This window comes from Streptomyces sp. NPDC050528, assembly GCF_044457795.1.
Classification (GTDB): Bacteria; Actinomycetota; Actinomycetes; order Streptomycetales; family Streptomycetaceae; genus Streptomyces.
The window spans coordinates 643767-659591 of the sequence record NZ_JBITHH010000003.1; the positions used below are offsets into that span (position 1 = coordinate 643767).

At 69.2% G+C, this 15825-nt stretch carries 10 protein-coding genes; 2 read left to right on the plus strand and 8 right to left on the minus strand.

Going from position 1 to position 15825, the window contains the following annotated elements; translation table 11 throughout:
- Positions 1 to 17: 17 nt before the first annotated feature.
- From ACIBK4_RS14380 to ACIBK4_RS14415, 8 genes are all read right to left on the minus strand, one after another.
- Positions 18 to 1082 (minus strand): LacI family DNA-binding transcriptional regulator, encoded by a 1065-nt coding sequence (locus ACIBK4_RS14380; protein WP_398994948.1) that lies wholly within the window; start codon positions 1080 to 1082, stop codon positions 18 to 20.
- Between the two features lie 306 nt (positions 1083 to 1388).
- Positions 1389 to 2948, minus strand: a complete 1560-nt coding sequence (locus ACIBK4_RS14385; RefSeq protein WP_398994949.1) for a glycoside hydrolase family 32 protein — start codon at positions 2946 to 2948, stop codon at positions 1389 to 1391.
- Positions 2945 to 3997 carry an ABC transporter ATP-binding protein gene (locus ACIBK4_RS14390; protein ID WP_398994950.1) on the minus strand — a complete coding sequence of 351 codons (1053 nt, stop codon included), beginning with the start codon at positions 3995 to 3997 and terminating at the stop codon, positions 2945 to 2947. Before ACIBK4_RS14390 ends, ACIBK4_RS14385 begins: the two co-directional genes overlap by 4 nt.
- Entirely contained in the window at positions 3994 to 4983 is a 990-nt protein-coding gene (locus ACIBK4_RS14395; protein ID WP_398994951.1) for an ABC transporter ATP-binding protein, read from the minus strand. Before ACIBK4_RS14395 ends, ACIBK4_RS14390 begins: the two co-directional genes overlap by 4 nt.
- Before the next feature lie 3 nt (positions 4984 to 4986).
- Positions 4987 to 5916: an ABC transporter permease gene (locus ACIBK4_RS14400; RefSeq protein WP_398994952.1), complete on the minus strand. Its 930-nt coding sequence runs from the start codon at positions 5914 to 5916 to the stop codon at positions 4987 to 4989.
- A gap of 11 nt (positions 5917 to 5927) precedes the next feature.
- The gene (locus ACIBK4_RS14405) at positions 5928 to 6905 is read right to left on the minus strand and encodes an ABC transporter permease (protein WP_366430385.1); all 978 of its coding nucleotides are present in this window, start codon (positions 6903 to 6905) and stop codon (positions 5928 to 5930) included.
- Positions 6906 to 6999: 94 nt separating this feature from the next.
- Positions 7000 to 8682, minus strand: coding sequence for an ABC transporter substrate-binding protein (locus tag ACIBK4_RS14410; protein WP_398994953.1), 1683 nt, complete (start codon positions 8680 to 8682; stop codon positions 7000 to 7002).
- A 74-nt stretch (positions 8683 to 8756) separates the two neighbouring features.
- On the minus strand, positions 8757 to 9779 hold the full coding sequence (locus tag ACIBK4_RS14415; RefSeq protein WP_398994954.1) for a LacI family DNA-binding transcriptional regulator: 1023 nt from the start codon (positions 9777 to 9779) through the stop codon (positions 8757 to 8759).
- Positions 9780 to 10446: 667 nt separating this feature from the next.
- Between ACIBK4_RS14415 and ACIBK4_RS14420 the strand changes: the two genes are divergently transcribed.
- Positions 10447 to 11592: a tyrosine-type recombinase/integrase gene (locus ACIBK4_RS14420; protein WP_398994955.1), complete on the plus strand. Its 1146-nt coding sequence runs from the start codon at positions 10447 to 10449 to the stop codon at positions 11590 to 11592.
- Positions 11593 to 12985: 1393 nt separating this feature from the next.
- Entirely contained in the window at positions 12986 to 15775 is a 2790-nt protein-coding gene (locus ACIBK4_RS14425; protein ID WP_398994956.1) for an AAA family ATPase, read from the plus strand.
- The last annotated feature ends 50 nt before the right edge of the window (positions 15776 to 15825 follow it).

Here is a 15825-nt window from a genome sequence, read left to right on the forward strand (position 1 = left end):
CGGCCCCGGCGCCCAGGTCACCGGATCGGCACCGGCCCCACGGAAGCACGGCTGACCACCGGACAGGCCAACCGTCGGACGGTCGCGGGCGGCGTGGGGCCGGCTTCGATCGCGTCCAGGAGCAGCCGGGTCGCCGCCTCGCCCATCGCCCGGTGTGGGAGCGCGATCGAGGTGAGCGGTGGGGCGAGGAACTCGGCCATGTGCTCCTGGTCGTCGTAGCCGACCACCGACAGATCGGCGGGCACGTCGATCCCGAGCCGGGTCGCGGCGTGCAGGACTCCCGCCGCGACCCGGTCGTTGTAGCACAGGACACCGGTGGGGCGACGGCCCGGTTCGACCCCGTCGAGCAGGCGCAGCGCGCCCGCGTATCCCGCGGAGATCTCCCCGCCGCCGCGCACGATCCACTCCCCCGGCACAGTGACGCCCTCGGCGCGCAGCGCGTCCCGGAAGCCGCGGGTCCGTTCCACCGAGGCGATGTCGTCCAGACCGCCGATCACCGCGAGCCGGCGGTGGCCCGCGGCGAGCAGCAGCCGGGCGGCGGTACGGCCACCGGCGCGCTCGGCGGGGACCACGGCGGGCAGGGAGTCGTCCTCGGGGAGGCAGTTGGCCAGCACGGAGTGGGTGCGGTGCAGGCCCTCCGGGACGCGTACCCGGCGCAGTGACATGGCCGCGTAGATGATGCCGTCCACGCGCCGGTTGAGCAGTTCCGCGACGGCCGCGTCCTCCTTGGCCGGGTCACCGCCGGAGTCGACGGTGAGGACGAGATGGTCCCGGTCCCAGGCGGTCTCCATGGCACCGCGCAGCAGGCGACCGGCGAACGGCGAGGACGCGATCTCGTCGGTGACCAGCCCGATCACGGCCGTACGGCGACGGCGCAGACCCCGGGCCACCGGGTCGGGGCGGTAGCCCAGCTGGGCCGCGGCCTGCCGGATGCGTTCCTGGGTGGCGGGCGAGAGGTTGCCGTCGGCTCGGCCGTTGAACACGAAGGACACCGCGGTGTGCGACACACCGGCGATCCGGGCGACGTCCCGTGACGTCGGGCGCCCGGTGCCCGTGTTCCCGCTCTCCTCGGCACCGCCCACGCTGCCCGCCGCCCTCGCCCAGCCCGTCCCTGTCGATCACCGCCCACCCTATCCGCGGGCGGCGCCGCAGCACACAGGAGAACCGCAGGGCAGGGACCGTTGCGGACCGGGCGTCAGCACGTCGCCCGCCGGCGATGCCTACCCGCCGGCCCGGTGGAGGGCAGCGAGGGTGGGCCCACCGCGCCCGGCAGTCGTCTTTCGGCCGCCGTCAGAGGTACGGGTCCAGGTGACGGGGATGGGATCGGGCACAGTGGGCTACGGCCCCGGCGGACATCCGCCCCCGGGCCGTAGCCGAGCGTAAGACGGTCACGGCCACAGCGGCCGGGATCCGTCGGTGAACGCCGACGCCATCTGCCAGGCGTCGAACCCCTCCAGGGCCGCGTCACCGTCGGCACCGATACCGACGCCGACGGCCTCGGCCGGGCGGGTGGGGTAGATGCGGGCTGTCAGGGCACGCCCGTTGGCGAAGATCTCCAGTGCTGAGTGGTCGACGAGGACGCGCAGGTCGACCCGGCCGTCGGGGTCCAACGGCAGCTCGCCGTACCGGGGTTCGGTGTCGACCGTCGGGTCGAGGCTGCTGGTCTCGCGGCGCAGGCGGAGCATGCCGCTCGTTCCGTCGGGCGCCCTGCTCACCTCCACCACGGTGCGTTCGGCACCGTCGGGTGTCTCGCGGAGCACGAGCCGGGCGGTCGCTCCGGGAGCGAGACGCAGGGTCGTCTCGATGTCCAGCTGGTCCCCGCGTACGGCGGGCAGTTGGGTGTACGGGGCGGCCAGCCGGCCCGGAGCCACCTCTACGTGCTCTCGCCGCAGCCCGGTCAACTCCCGTACCGGGGCCTGGTGCAGGCCACCGTCCGTGGCAAGCGTGACGACCCTCGGCAGGGACATCACGCCGCACCAACCGGCCCGCGCGTTCGCCTCGTCCGTCCGGCCTTCCTGGAGCCAGCCGAACATGATGCGGCGGCCGTGCTCGTCGCGGGTGGACTGGGGGGCGTAGAAGTAGCGGCCGCCGTAGTCGAGGCGGTGGAGGGCGGTCGGGGTGAAGGTGTCGCCCTGGTAGCGGCCGGTCCAGTAGAGGGGGTGGTGGGTGGTGCCCTCGTCCCAGGCGGAGAAGACCAGTGCGTCGGTGCCGCCGGTCTCCTCCTTGCCGGCCTCCTCGTCCTCGCCGAGCCGGAAGAGGTCGACGCACTCCCACATCGTGCCCGTCCAGTCGAGTTCGCCCCGGTTCCGCGAGGCGTCACCCGTCAGCAGGGGGCCGACGTAGCGCCAGCTGCGCAGGTCGTCGGACTCGTACAGGAAGGCCGTTCCGCCGACGCCGCGGATGCCCGAGCCCACCAGGTGGCGCCACACCTTGTTCTCGCCGGAACCTTCCCGCCACACGCAGTGGTCGCGGAAGGCCGTGATGTCGATGCCCTCGGGCGGGGCGGTGATGACCGGGTTGGCCGGGTCCTTGGTCCAGTACCTCAGATCCGCCGATCCCCTTGCCACGCACGGGAGTTCACGCTCGCCGCGCCTGCCCGAGTAGACGAGCGTGGGCACACCGCCGTCGTCGACCAGGACACCGGACCAGCAGCCGTCGCGGTCGGGGCCGGTGGTGCCGGGGACGAGGGCGACCGGTTCGTCGGTCCAGTGGACGAGGTCGGTGCTGGTGGCGTGGCCCCAGTGGATGCGGTGGTGCGCGGCGGCGAGCGGGTTGTACTGGTAGAAGAGGTGATAGACGCCGTTCCAGTGGCTCAGCCCGTTGGGGTCGTTGAGCCAGCCGCCGGGCGAGGTGAAGTGGAAGCGGGGTCGGTGGGGGTCGCGCGGGGCGAGTTCGGCCAGCCCCTCGGCGGTGTGGCTACCGGAGGGGAGGGTGAGGTCGTGGGTCATGCGGCGGTGGTCTCCGCTTTCTCGGTGGCGTCGGTGGCGTCGGTGGCCTCGTCGTCCGACCGGTCCGTGGCCTTCAGGACTCGGTGGGCGGTGTCGGAGGCGGGTGCGCGCAGATGGCAGCGCACCCAGTGGGGCTGTCCGTCGTCTTCGCCGATGATGTGGCGGACGGGTTCGGTGCGGCTGCACGTGCCGTCGTCGCCGTAGGGGCAGGACGTGGGGTTGAGGATCGCCTCGCGGAGCCTGGCGCGCTCGACGGGGTCGTAGCCGACGGCCCGTTCGGGGTCGGGTACGGCGGACAGCAGCAGGCGGGTGTAGGGGTGGGCGGGGGCGTCCATCACGGCCAACGCGTCGCCGCCCTCGACGAGTTCACCGGCGAACATGACCATCGTGGTGTCGGCGAGGTAGCGGGCGGAGCCCAGGTCGTGCGTGATGTAGAGCATGGCGATGTTCCGCTCGTCGCGCAGGCGTCGCATCAGGTTGAGCACGCCGACGCGCACGGAGACGTCCAGCATCGACGTCGGTTCGTCGGCCAGGACGAGGCGCGGATCCACCGCCAGCGCGCGGGCGATGGAGACGCGCTGGCGCTGGCCGCCGGATAGTTCGTGCGGGTAGGACTGGAGCATGTCCTCGGTCAGGCCGACCGTCTCCACCAGCTCGCGCAGCGCCTCCGGTGTGGCGGGGTGGCCGTGCAGGACGAGGGCCCGGGTGAGGAAGTGCTCGATGCGGTGGACGGGGTTGAGTGAGCCGAAGGGGTCCTGGAAGACCATCTGGACCTTGCGACGGTACGCCCGTGACGCCCGGCGCCGTTCGGTGCGCAGGATGTTCTCGCCGTCCAGCAACACCTCGCCCGACGTGGGCTGTTCGAGGCGGGCGAGGCAACGGGCGATGGTGGACTTGCCGCTGCCGGACTCGCCGACCAGGGCGGTGATCCGGCCGGCGGGGAGGTCGAAGGAGACGTCGTTGACGGCTCGGACGCGGCGCCGGGAGAAGACGGTGCCGACCTGGAAGTCCTTGGTCAGACCCCGTACGGACAGCAGGGGTTCGGTCATCGGGAGGCTCCTTGCGCGTTGCGGGCATCGCTGCGGGCCACCCAGCGGCCGGGCGCGATCTCGCGCAGGTCCGGGATGTTCATGGAGCAGTCCGAACGGTCCTCGGGACAACTCACGTGGAAGCCGCAGCTGTCGGCGGTACGCGGGGCGTCGAAGAGGCCGGTGAGCTCCTGGCGCGGGCCGGTCAGTGGCGGGAAGGCGTTCATCAGCGCCTCGGTGTAGGGGTGCAGCGGTTCCGCGAACAGGTCCTTGGCGCCCGCGAGTTCGACGATCCGGCCGCCGTACATCACGCCCATGCGGTCCGACAGCTCGATCATCAGGGAGATGTCGTGGGTGATGAAGAGGACGGAGAAGCCCAGCTCCCGCTGGAGGTCGCGGATCTGCGCCATGATCTCCTGCTGCACGACCACGTCGAGCGCGGTGGTCGGCTCGTCCATGATCAGCAGCCTTGGCTTCAGGGCCACGGCCATGGCGATGACCACGCGCTGGCGCATTCCGCCGGAGAGCTGGTGCGGGTACGCCTTCAGCCGTCCCGGGTCGATGCCGACCAGCTGGAGCAGCTCGCCGGCCCGCTCCCGGGCGGCCCGCTTCCTCATCTTCTCGTGGGTGGTGAAGATGTCGACGATCTGCTCGCCGACGGTCAGGACGGGGTTGAGCGAGTTCATCGCGGACTGGAAGACCATGGCGATCTCCCGCCACCGGAAGGCGCGCAACTCCCGTGCGTCCAGGGCGAGTACGTCGCGGCCCTGGAAGCGGATGCCGCCCGCGGTGATCTCCGCCGGGGGCTTGAGCAGGCGCATCACCGCGTTGGCGATGGTCGACTTGCCGCAGCCGGATTCTCCGGCGAGGCCGAAGATCTCACCGGCGCCGATCGAGAAGGAGACGTCGTCGGCGCCCACGACGGTGCGTCCGTCGCCGCGGTATTCGACGCGGAGGCCGTTCACCTCAAGTACGGGTTCCCTTGCGGGTTGCATGACGGGTTCCATGGCTCAGCCCCTCCTCTCACGGCGGGCACGGCGGGCACGGCGGTTGCGCAGCCTGGGGTTGGTGATCTCGTCGACCGCGTAGTTGACCAGCGCGATGGCGAAGGCGACGAGGGCGATGCACAGCCCGGAGGGGACGAAGGCCCACCACGCTCCGGTCATCAGCGCGCCGTCGTTGCTGGCCCAGTACAGGTTGGTGCCCCAGCTGACGACGCTGCTGTCGCCCAGGCCGAGGAACTCCAGGCCCGCCTGGGCGCCGATGCCGAAGATCACGCAGCCGAGCAGCGTGGTCATCACCACGGACGCCATGTTGGGCAGGATCTCGCGGAACATGATCCGCAGGGGGCGTTCTCCGGTGACGACGGCGGCGGCCACGAAGTCCTTGCCGCGGATCGACTTGGCCTGCGCGCGCAGAACCCGGGCCGAGCCCGCCCAACCGGTGACGACGAGGACCAGGATCACGGTGGAGGTCCCGGGCGGCAGGAACGCGGCCAGGATGATGAGCAGCGGCAGGCCGGGCAGCAGCAGGAAGATGTTGGTGACCAGGGTCAGCGCGTCGTCGACGACGCGGCCGAAGTACGCGGACGCGAGGCCGACGACGATGGCGACCACGGTCGCCACGAGCCCCACGGTGAACCCGACGAAGAGGGAACTGCGCGCACCCCACAGGGTGAGGGCGAGCACGTCCTGCCCCTTGGCCGTCGTACCGAGCCAGTGTGCGGCCGAAGGGGCCTGGCTGCCCGTGGAGTTGATGAACGACGGGTCGCCGGGTACCAGGACGGGTGCCAGCAGGGCGAGCAGGACGAAGAGAGCGAGCAGGATGAGTCCGCTCAACGCCTTCTTGCTGTCGATGAGTTGGCGCAGCAGTCCGCGCCGACGGGAGGCACGCGCGGGTGCCGTCGGCGTGGTGGCCGTGGCGATGTCGATGGCGGTCATGTCGGCCCTCCTCAGCGGACGCGGACACGCGGGTCGAGGCGGACGTAGACGAGGTCGACGAGGAAGTTCGCGATCAGGACCGCCGCCGTGATCGTCAGGAAGATGCCCTGCATCAGCGGGTAGTCCAGGCCCTGGACGGCCATCAGCAGCTGGTAGCCGATGCCGGGGTAGGCGAACACGACCTCGGTGAGCAGGGCGCCTCCGACGACGAAGCCGAGCGCCATGCCGAAGTTGGTGACGGAGGGCAGCAGGGCGTTGCGGGCGGCATAGCGGAACATGATCCGCGCGGGGCTGAGCCCCTTGGCCTCGGCCATCGTGATGTAGTCCTCGGCCGCCGTGGCGATCATGGTGTTGCGCATGCCGAGCATCCAGCCGCCGATGGAGACCAGCACGATGGTCAGCGCGGGCAGCACCAGGTGGGTGGCGACGTTGGAGAGGAACTCGGCGTTGAAGCCGGGCGTCAGTCCGACGTCGTAGGCGTGGCGCATCGGGAACCAGCCGAGGCTCACCCCGAACAGGTACAGCGCGCCCATGGCCAGCCAGAAGTACGGGAACGAGCCGACGAAGATCAGCAGGGGCGGGAAGGCGGAGTCGAGGACGCCCCCGCGCCGCCAGGCGGCGACGATACCGAGCAGGTTGCCGAGCACGGCGGCGATGACGAGGGCGACGCCGCCGAGGAGCAGGGTCCAGCCGATCTGCGCGCCGATCACGTCGGAGACCGGGGTCGGGAAGCGGGAGATGGAGATGCCGAGGTCGCCGGTGAAGACGCTCTTGACGTAGGAGACGTACTGCTCCCAGAGGGGGCGGTTGTCGAGACCGAAGAGTTTCCGCAGCTGGGCTATCTGGTCGGGCTGCATGGTGCCCTGGGCCTGCGCGAACATCCGGGAGACCGGGTCGCCCGGCATGAAGCGCGGGAGAACGAAGTTCAGGGTGATGGAGGCCCAGAAGGCGAGCAGATAGAACCCCAGGTTGCGCAGGATCAGACGCACGGGTCGTGCTCCCTGTCGGTGGGGGTGAACGTGTGGTTCGGTGCGCGGGGGCGGCCGTCCGGGGAGGAGGGCGGCCGCCGGTCCGCGGGCGGCGTCAGCTCTTGACTGGCTTCAGCGAGGTGAGCACGAGGACCGTGCTGCTGTTGCGGTTGCCGAGGGTGGCGTACGGGTTCTCCGCGGTGGGCCAGCCGGTGAAGCGGGCGTCCGTGTACGCGCCCCACTCGGGGCCGGTGAACAGCGGGACGACGGGCGCGTCCTCGTTGTACAGCTCCTGCAGGCCGTTCATCTGCTCGGCCTGCGTCTTCTCGTCCGTGGCGGCGGCGAAGGCGTCGATGAGCCTGTCGGCCTTCTTGTCGCCGAAGCGGTGGTAGTTCTCGGTGGCCTGCTTGCCGACCGGCTGGAGCATCTTGGTCGACATCACGCCGCGGAAGTACTCGTACGGCGTGGCGCCGTTGTTGCTCCACACGATGCCGGTGTCGAAGGTGCCGGTGTTGTACGACGACTGCACCGCCGCCCAGTCGGGCGTCTTCACGGTGGCGGTGATGCCGACCTTCGCCAGGTCCTGCTTGATGATGTTGGCGACCGAGATCCAGTCGGAGGAGGCGGAGCCGACGGATATGTCGAGGGTGAAGTTCTTGCCGTTCTTCAGCTTCCGCTCGCCGCCGCTCTCCTTGTAGCCCGCCGCGTCGAGGGCCTTGGCCGCCGCGGCGGCGTCGTACTTCGTCCAGGTGCAGGAGGCGGCCAGCGAGGTGTCACGCCACTTGTCGTACGTACGGGCCAGGCCCGTGCAGTCGGCGGGTTCGGCGTAGCCGTTCATCGCGACCTTGGTGATCTGGTCGCGGTCGACGGCCATGCTGAGCGCCTTGCGCACGGCCGGGTCGTCGAAGGGTGCCTTGGTGGTGTTCAGCTGCCAGTTGATCATGGCGCCGGTGGCCGGGAACCAGTAGTGGTTGTGCTTCTTGTCCTTGGCGACGAAGGACTTCTCGATGTCCGGGATGAACGACTGCGTCCAGTCCACCTCACCGTTGGTGAAGGCGAGGTTGGCGCTGTCGTTGCCGGAGAAGGCGAGCATCTGGATGCCGGCGATCCGCTGCTTCGCGGGCTGCCAGTAGTCGAGGTTCTTGAGCAGCTCGTACGACTGGCTCTGGAACTTCTCGATCTTGGTGTACGGGCCGGTGCCGACCGGGTTCGGGTTGGTGAACTTCGCCGGGTCCTTCACCTTGGACCAGATGTGCTTCGGCAGGATGTAGTGGCCGCTGATCTCGTAGAAGGCGGTCGAATACGCCTTGTTGAAGGAGAACTTCACGGTGTGGGCGTCGACCGCGGTGACCTTGTCCAGGTAGTCGAAGCCGCCGAGCACCTTCTTCTGGAGCTCGAAGGTGTAGACGACGTCGTCGGCGGTGAGCGCCTGACCGTCCGACCACTTGACGCCGTCGCGCAGCGTGAAGGTGAGGGACTTGCCGTCCTTGGCCCGCTCCCACTTGGTGGCCAGCCACGGCGTGTCCTTGGCGTCGGCCATGCTGTGCACCACCAGCGGCTCGTAGACCGACTGGAGGGTCATGGGCGCGGCCTGCGGGGAGAGCGGGTTGAAGTTGCGCGTGAACGTCGCCAGATCCTCGCGCGGGATGGTGAGCAGCTGGTTGCCGGAGGTGTCACCGGCACCGGCGGCGCCCGAGCCACTCGTACACGCGGACAGGACCAGGGCCGCGGCGGCGGTCGCGGTGACCGCTCTCAGGACGGCTCGGGGCCGCCGTGAAGGTATGCGGGAGGGTGCCATAATGGAGACTCTTTTCCTCTCTTCAACACACAGGGCGAAGACGGGACGGGATTACTCGGCGGACTGATTCGCAGTCAGACCGACGAGCGTTCGAGCAGCGGGCAGTCGATCGTCACCTGACGGGTGTCGAGCGGCTGCCCCGCTGCGAGAGCGGCGAGCATGTCGATGCCCTTGGTGCCCATCGCCTCGAAGGGCAGGGCGAGCGTCGTCAGCTTCGGCCGCAGATAGGCGGCGATGAGTTCCTGGTTGTCGAACCCCACCACGGCCACGTCGTGCGGGATGCGCAGCCCACGTTCCTTGATCGCGTCGTACGCGCCCATCGCCATCCGGTCGTTGCCGCAGAACAGCGCGGTCGGCCGGTCGCCGGAGCGACGGTCCAGCAGTTCGCAGGCGGCGGTGTAGGCGCTGTCGGCGGTCGCCCAGCCGGGGACGACGAGGGAGGGGTCGGGGGTGATCCCGGCCTCGCGAAGGGCACGTTCGTATCCTTCGCGCCGGCCGATGGCTGCCGGGATCGCCGGATCGAGGTTGATGAAGCCGATCCGGGTGTGCCCGGCGTCGAGGAGCCGGCGGGTCGCCTTGTATCCGCCCGACACCTCGTCGGGCAGGATGCACGGCAACTCCCGTTCCGCGTCATAGCAGTTGACGAGCACCGTCGGCACCTCACGGACGGCCTTGGGGAGCGTGACGGCGCGGTGCCAGGTCGTGGCGTACAGCAGCCCTTCCACCCGGTGCTCCAGCATCTGGTCGAGCGCGGCGGCCTCCTGGGCGGGATCGCCCTCGCTCGCGGCGATCAGCAGGAACCTCCGGTCGCTCCAGGCGCGGCTCTGCGCGCCCGTGATCACCTCCCCCGCGAACGGGCCGGTCACGATCTCGGTGATCAGCCCGTACCACCCGCTGCGGTTCGCGGCCAGCGCCCGCGCCCCGGCGTTGGGCCGATAACCGAGCGCCTCGATCGCCTCCAGGATCCGCCGACGGGTCTCCTCGGGGATGACGGCACCGGGCTTGTCGTTGAGGACGAAGGAGACCGTGGTCCGCGAGACACCCGCACGGCGGGCCACATCGCTCATGGTCACGCGATGCGACTTGTTCGTGGCCACTTCCAGTCCCTTTCGGCCAACCGAAGACGAGACGGCGCCTCCGGTTTCGCGCTTTAGTAACGCGCGTTACTTCCTTGTGGCAGGGAAGTTACGTCCGTCTTGAGCGGCATGTCAATACCTGCGGAAGGGCCGCATCAGGCCACGGATCCGGGTGCCCTACCCGGTGCCCTTCGCGCCCGCACTCTTCCCGAGACAGGCAGCAGCCACCGTGGCCCGCCCCTCCCTGCCCCCAGCAGCGTCACCGTCCTCGGCGAGTGCGTCGCCGACGCCTTCACCGAGCCCGCCCGGCCCGGCACCCGCCCAGCTCCCTGGCACCCCCATGAGCGTCCCAGCCCGTGACCTTCACCGCCGCAAGGTCGATACTTGCCGCAAGGGCGTTCCAGCCACCCTCGTCCGACCAACTCCAGAGACCTGACACCCCGTCGCCAACGTCAGCATTAGGTCAGCATCAGCCCCGCCGGAACCCATTTCCGACCGCCGTGGACCATCGTCGACCGTCAAGGTTGATGACCGATAGAACCCTCTCTGACCAGCGAAGACACCGGCCAGAGACCACCTTCCAGTCTCGCCAGGAGGTACCCATGAAGATGCTGATCAACGTCTCGTAGTTTGGTGCGGCCGCAGGTCAGCGCCATGCTAAGGGGCCGTTGGTCAGCAAACTCCCAGCATGAGTCAGGAGACGTGCACGTTGGCGACTCAACTCGTCCGTGGGATGGGCAGCTTCTTCAAGAACTGCGAGTGCTCCCGCCAGAGCCGATGCCCCCACCCGTACGCCATTCGCTATCGCGACGCAACAGGCCGTCAGTGCGAGGAGACGGGATACGCAAACCAGACAGCGGCACTCGACCGGCTGAACAAGGTCTACGACGAAAAACGCAACACCCCGCGCCAGAAGGCAGACCTCAAGCGCCAGGTCGGGAAGCAGCGCTTCGGCGAATATGCCTCCACTTGGCTCCCCCGACAGCGCCACTACGTCCCGGGCAGCGTCCGCTCGGTCAATCAGGTGCTCAACTGCCATGTACTTCCGGTCTTGGAATCCCGCCGGATGAACACGTTCACGCCGACCGTGGTCGAAGACTTCATCATGTCGATGGAGGAACGTTCCGTCGGGCTGGCCGCACAGCAGAACGCCTTCGACACCCTCAAAAAGATCCTTCTCGATGCCCATCGTCGTGGCGGAATCACCGAGAACCCTTTGGACGGGGTCATCCCGCCCGAGTACATCCCTCGCAAGATCACCATCCCGACGCTGGACGAGATCCATGCCCTCAAGGCTGCCGGAAGCGACGAACTCGTCCTGCTGATCGACCAGATGTCCGGCTGCGGACTCCGGAACGGAGAGGCCTACGCCACCCATCCCGATCGGATGGTCGCGGACGACGTCTATCGGATCACCGAGCAGATCGACGGACGGACACGGCAGCCAGCACGTCTGAAGCATCGCAAGCCCGGCGAATTCCGCGAATCCCCGATGCCCTGGACCGTCCGCGAGTCGATCCTCCGATTCGAGAGGAACCACGGCGTTGGTGCGAACGGATATCTTCTCCGGACGCAGCGTGCGGATCATTGGGCACACACAACGCTCAACTACCAGTGGGAGGCGGCGAAGAAGAGGGCGGGCATCACAAAGCGGCTCACTCCTTATTCCTTGCGTCACTTCTTCGCGTCCAACTGCCTGTCCAATGGGATACCCATCACGGACGTGGCGGAGTGGATGGGGCACAAAAACATCAACATGACCTTCAAGATCTACCGCCACCTCATGCCGGCCTCGGTCGGTCGGGCTGCACGACTCCTCAACGGGGGCCTGTAAGGCGAAAGGGCCGGGCGCGATGCCCGGCCCTTCACACCACCTTCTGTTGTCGCGCCCAGCGATCAAGATCCGTGATCTTGAACTTCAACTTACCGCCGAAGTAGTACCGCGGAATGCCGTGCCGCTGGGACTCTTCGATACATCCAACGCTCGGTCATGTCGAGATAGCTTGCCGCTTCGGCAACCCCTACATAGTGGCGCTCCAACCCATACCTCCCAATCGACCTTGACAGGAGGTATACAAGAGGATTCCGGCAGCACCCACCGCGTCCAACAAGCGTCGCGCCGTCTCAGCGCCCCATCAGTCGCCCCAGTCTTCGGCCACACCACCGGAAAGACCATCAGACACGGATGCCAGACCACGCCGCCCGGCCAGCATCGAATCGCCAGCGCGGGCTGCACATCAACGTGAAGTACAAGGAGACCGCGCGCGGGGGCCTCACGGTGAACATCATCGAATGCTGACGATATAGGCCCTGACCAGCGCGTTCTTATCTTTCAGCGCTGTCAGGGCCTTCCCTCCTTACGCGGCGGAAAGTCCCTCAAAAGTCCCTGGGATGTCCATGGCCTGGGACCGGTTCCGAGGCTGGTAGAGAGTGCATCCGGCCAGGGAGCGCGCTTCCGTGAGCAGGCGCACCGCCCGGTTCTGGGGACCATCCCCGCGGGCGCGGGGTTAGTCCCCAGGCAACCGGCCAGATGGCGTCAACGTTGCTCTGCTCCCCGCACCTGCGGGAGGTAACGATACCTACGCATTACGAGACCATGAGCGATCGTGTCGTCCTGTGATTCGTCGTGCCGCGTGGTGACGTTGTGCCTGATCAGATCATGCGTGGCAGGTTGACCCGTACCGCCTGATGCCGCGCCGTCCAAAGGCGTCCGGCCACCGGCCGGCCACCGGGAGGGCCCTTGCTGGTGACGGGAAGCAGGTTCACCGAGATTGTCGGCCTTCGACAACCCCTTCGCACACATGCCGGATGTCCCGCAGGTCGCTCCAGAGAGGCCCCCATTTCAGCGATCTCGGTCACGGTTCCCGTGACGGCCCGTCCACGATGCAGGGTCTTGAGGAAAGACCAGTCTCGGTCGCTGGGACCTTCGGACGACCCCGTTGGCCGGGGCATGCGTCAGGCGGTTCAGGACCTACCGGACACTGCTTGGGCCAAATCACCCGCTTCCCCGACCCCGCGGACAGAGGGACTGTGCGGCGCGCCGTCGCATAGGGTTGGCACAACCAAGGGGGATTTCGAACACGGCGGATGGTCATGCAGCTGTCGCGACGGCGAGGCGCCCTGGTCGCGCCTCGTCCAGGACCTGCGCACGGTGCGCTTACGCAACCTCTTTGCGCTTCCGTGAGGTGATCGACAACAGGTTTCACACGGCAAGAGGAGCCATCCCGATGACCGCGGAGCGGGAAAGGCCCGAGCACCGCCGGGCCGCGTCCGGCCTGACGGGACGTGCCGGCGAGCTGGACCTCATCAAGGCCGTCATCGAGGACACCGGTAAGTCGGGCGGCTCGCTCACACTCTTGGGCGAACCCGGAGTGGGCAAGTCCGCATTGCTCGACGCAGCCGCCGATCTTGCCCTGGAGAACGGCATGCGGACGCTGCGGGCGGCCGGGGCCGAGTTCGAGGCCAATATCGCGTTCGCGGGGCTCAACCAACTGCTGGTGCCGCTGGCTCCGATGTTCCCTCGGCTCGACTCGTCCCACGAGAGCGCCCTGCGGGTGGCACTGGGCTTCGGCGACGGTCCGACTCCCTCGCGCCTCCTGATCGCGACCGCGACACTGTCGCTGCTCCTGCTCGCCGCGCAGGATCAACCGCTGGTGGTCATCGTCGACGACACCCAGTGGCTCGACGACGTGAGCGCCGACGTGCTGGCGTTCGTGGCCCGACGGGTCGCCGACACCGCGGTGCGTGTCCTGACGGCGGTCCGCACCACCGGGCAGCCGCCGACCGGTGACGGCAGCAGCCTCACCGTCCGCTCCCTCGGCGACGCGGCGGCCGAGTCGCTGCTGATCGGCCGCTACCCGGATCTGGCCGAGCCTGTGCGCCGGCGCATCGTCACCGAGGCGCAGGGGAACCCGCTCGCCCTGGTCGAGCTGCCGGCCGTGCTGACCCCGGACCGGTACCCGACCGCCGATGCCCTGCCCGCCGTACTGCCGTTGACCGAGCGGCTCAGCCGGACGTTCACCTCCCGCATCTCCGCACTCGCGCCCGAGACCCGGGACCTGCTGTTGCTGCTCGCTCTGGACGGCTCGGGGCGGGCGCTGTCCGACGAGGGTGTGGTGGGCTCCGGTGCCGCGGCCCAGCTGGACATCGCCGAACACGAACGCATCGTCGTGGTCGACCAGCAGCACACGGTGGTCTTCCGTCACCCGCTGGTGCGCTCCGCGGTGGTCGAACTGGCCGGGCCCGAGGCCCGGCGCAGAGCCCACCGGGCGCTCGCCAAGGGCCGGGCGCTGGATCCGGGGCACCGGGCCTGGCACCTGGCGGACGCCTCCTTCGGTCCCGACGAGGAGGTGGCCAGCCTGCTGCAACGCGAGGCGATCCAGGCCCTCAAGCGCGGGGACCCTACGGCCGCGGTGGCGGCGATGACCCGCTCGGCGGACCTGAGTCCGGACCTCCAGCAGCGCTCGCAACGGCTGGCGGCGACCGCTTACTTCGCCGCAGAGGTCCTGGGCGACCTGCGGTCGGTGTCAAGCCTGCTGAGCGATGCCCGGCGGGTGCACGCGGGCGTGGGCTCGCTGGCCGCCGCCTCCGCGGCGGCTTCACTGCTGCTGTACTCCGACGGGGACGTCATCTCCGCGTACCGGGTGATCAGCGCCGCGCTGCGGGCCCCGGACGTCGAGCCCGCCGCGGAGGAGGTCAACTCGGCGATCTGGATCCTGTCGCTGACCGTCGCCCTCAACGGGCGCAAGGAGATGTGGGACTCCTACCGCGAGCTGGTGGAGCGGTACCGCGACCTGCTGCCCGAGTCCGTGCTGATCCGCTCCGAGATCGCCACCAACCCCGCCACCGCCTCGCCCGAGGCACTGGCCACCCTCGACCGGCAGATCGCCGCCCTGGCCACCGAGCGCGACCCCGGGCAGATCATCCGCGTCGCCTACGTCGCCAACGACGTGGACCGCCTCGCCGACCTGCGCGAACCGCTCCTGCGGGTGTGGCGCGAAGGCAGGCAGGCGGGTGCCGTCGCCTCGGTGACCAACGCGCTGATGCTGTTGTGCGGGGAGAGCTACCTGGCCGGGCGCTGGGACGACACGATGCGCTTCGCCGAGGAGGGCCTGGAACTTGTCGAGGCCTACGGATACCTGGAGTTCGTCTGGTACCTGAAGTACAGCAAGGCCCTGGCCGCCGCCGCACTGGGCCAACAGGACGTGGCGGAGGAGCCGCTGGAGTGGATGTTGTCCTGGTCGCTCCCGCGCCAGGCCTTCATCGTGCCGCAGCACGTGTACCGGGTGCGGACACTCGCCGCCATCGGTCGCGGCGACTACGAGACCGCGTACACCGAGGCGGTCAGGATCAGCCCGCGCGGCGTGGAAGGCGGCACCGCCCAGCAGTTGCAGCTGTTCGTGGCCTACGACCTGGTCGAGGCGGCCGTACGGACCGGCCGCACCGAACAGGGCCGGGAATTCGTCGACGCGATGCTGCGCATGGGCATCGCGAAGATCTCCTCCCGCTGGGCGCTGCTCGTGGCCGGGGCCCAGGGGCTGGTGTCCGAGGGCGAGGTGGCGAGCGCCCACTTCGAGCGGGCCCTTGCGGCGGCGCCCGAGGAGCTGTGGCCCTTCGAGCGGGCACGGGTGCTGCTGGCGTACGGCGAGCACCTGCGCCGGGAGCGGGCCACCGTCGAGTCGCGTGTGCACCTGGTCGCGGCACTGGCGTTGTTCGACCGGCTGCGGGCCGCACCGTGGGCCGAGCGCGCCAGGAACGAGATGGGCGCCACCGGTCTGTCGCGCCGCCCGGCCGACATGAGCCAGGTCCAACTCACCCCGCAGGAGCTGCAGATCGCCACGCTCGCGGCATCGGGGCTGACGAACAAGGCGATCGGGGAACGGCTGCACCTGTCCGCGCGCACCGTCAGCGGGCATCTGTACAACGTGTTCCCCAAGCTCGGCGTCACCGCGCGCGCCGGCCTGCGCGACGCGCTCACCAAACTGGGCGAGCCACACGACGGTCCGGAGTTTCCGTAGCCAGGGAGAACGGCGAGGAGCCCGGCGGCGCGGTGGTCGCGCTGCCGGGC

What these genes read in the sequence shown, in the direction of transcription:
- ACIBK4_RS14425 (WP_398994956.1), top strand. Translation starts at nt 12,986, where the DNA reads ATGACCGCGGAGCGGGAAAGGCCCGAGCACCGCCGGGCCGCGTCCGGC.
- ACIBK4_RS14390 (WP_398994950.1), bottom strand. Translation starts at nt 3,997, where the DNA reads ATGACCGAACCCCTGCTGTCCGTACGGGGTCTGACCAAGGACTTCCAG.
- ACIBK4_RS14400 (WP_398994952.1), bottom strand. Translation starts at nt 5,916, where the DNA reads ATGACCGCCATCGACATCGCCACGGCCACCACGCCGACGGCACCCGCG.
- ACIBK4_RS14385 (WP_398994949.1), bottom strand. Translation starts at nt 2,948, where the DNA reads ATGACCCACGACCTCACCCTCCCCTCCGGTAGCCACACCGCCGAGGGG.
- ACIBK4_RS14420 (WP_398994955.1), top strand. Translation starts at nt 10,447, where the DNA reads ATGAGTCAGGAGACGTGCACGTTGGCGACTCAACTCGTCCGTGGGATG.
- ACIBK4_RS14395 (WP_398994951.1), bottom strand. Translation starts at nt 4,983, where the DNA reads ATGGAACCCGTCATGCAACCCGCAAGGGAACCCGTACTTGAGGTGAAC.
- ACIBK4_RS14410 (WP_398994953.1), bottom strand. Translation starts at nt 8,682, where the DNA reads ATGGCACCCTCCCGCATACCTTCACGGCGGCCCCGAGCCGTCCTGAGA.